Consider the following 1,686-nt stretch of genomic DNA (forward strand, 5'->3'; position numbering starts at 1 on the left):
GAGGCCACTGAAAATCTACCCATTTTTCAACTCTTAACATGACTTAAAACAAAAAAGCCAGATTACCTTCCCTATTTTGGTCGGTAAACTGGCTTTTTTAATCATTTTTTATCCTTTTTTATCCCAGTAACTTCAAGATCCTCTTTACATTTACTGTAAAAATAGCCATGGCTCCTTGTAATTCCATGCTAATAAGACCCGAGGATGTGGCTACATCATACCCGTGTCTATGTTTTAACTCGCTATTTTTCGCTTCAATTTTATAGCGTTCTTTTGCCTTCTCCTTAAATTGATCGCTTTCCTGAAATTTAGCTTGAGCTGAATGCTCGTCTGATTTAAGGGTCACGGAATATGTTTTACTTTTGGCTCCTTCCTTATAACAACCTTCTTTTAACGGACATATTCTGCACTTTTCAATATCAAAGTAGTAGGTGTCGGCTTGGTTTTTACCTACCCCTTTTTTGCCCTGTCGGGCTTTCCGTATAGCCATGTGTCCCGCCTTGCATACATACATACCCGCATCCTTGTTGAATTCAAATTCATCTTCTTTCTTTCTAGATCCCTGAGTGATAAGTGGGTTTAATTTTGAAACCAAGTCAATATTATTTCCACTACTGTATTGGATGTTCTCTTTCTCAGAATATGCAGCATCTCCAATAACCGTCTTTATCTCCATACCTGCATTTTTACTTTTCTCAATAAGGGTCTTTAATTCTTTTCCATCATTCTTTTCACCAGTTGTAATCGTTGCAGCTGTTATAATTCGCTCTTCACTCATCGCAAGATGAGTCTTGTATCCAAAGAAAGCAGAGTCAGCTGTTTTATGTCCTACTTTTGCATCTTGGTCTTTCATACTCTGGAGCTTTTCCAAGTCATCAGCTACCGTCTCTTTTAGGAGATTAAGCTGTTCTCTTACCTTTGGATATTCTGAAAGCCTTTCCTCCTTTTCTACAGCTTCAATAAGTTCCTGTGTATACGAAATCTCCTCTTCCAGCACATCACTGCTTGGTTTTTTAGGAAACTTGTTTTTCATATTTTCATCAATCTTATAAATTGATTTCCTGAGTTTCTTGGAGCGTTCCATGAGAATCTCCTTTGGAGTCATTTGGTTATACCGTGCCTTCGTATGAGTAGCATCTACAATAATAGACGTACTTTTAATGATTTCTTTCTCTATGGCAATTTCAACGGTTTTATTGATAAGTAAGTCTAAAAGGTTCAAATCTTTAAGCCTGAGCTTTCTAAATTTAGTCAAGGAACTAGGATCAATGACAGGCTCCTCCGGAGCCATATCCAAAAAATATTTAAAGGACATATCGTATTTGGAGCGTTCTACAATATCAACATCTGATACATCATGAATGGTTTTTAATAATAAGTATTTGAACATGCGTGTAGGATCAATGGCATTCCGTCCATTACTAAGACAATATTTATCCTTCAGTTCCTCAAAAATGAAGGAAAAGTCGACCAGGTCCTTAATCTTGCGTAGCATGTTATCTTGTGGAACGACGATATCATAGAGATCCATATACTGGCTAAACACCATCGTTTGTTGTTTTTGTATCATTAGAAACCACCCACTTATAGTAATGATTCAATTATAAACAAAAAAAAGGCAGAAACGCTTTTCAAAATTCAACGTTTCTGCCTTTTCTTTAATTTAGAGACTTTTTCAGTGGCCTC

1 protein-coding gene is annotated in these 1,686 nt (G+C 36.6%); it reads right to left on the bottom strand.

The features are described from left to right. Positions 1 to 118: 118 nt before the first annotated feature. Entirely contained in the window at positions 119 to 1,570 is a 1,452-nt protein-coding gene (locus LCM00_RS24480) for an IS1182 family transposase (protein ID WP_224906832.1), read from the bottom strand. Between the last annotated feature and the right edge of the window lie 116 nt (positions 1,571 to 1,686).

Origin of the sequence: Bacillus infantis (assembly GCF_020171945.1) — a bacterium.
In the GTDB taxonomy this organism is placed as follows: domain Bacteria; phylum Bacillota; class Bacilli; order Bacillales; family Cytobacillaceae; genus Bacillus_AB; species Bacillus_AB infantis_A.

Bases quoted from the DNA above. Each gene is read 5' to 3' on its own strand.
- LCM00_RS24480 (WP_224906832.1), bottom strand. From the start codon at position 1,570: ATGATACAAAAACAACAAACGATGGTGTTTAGCCAGTATATGGATCTC.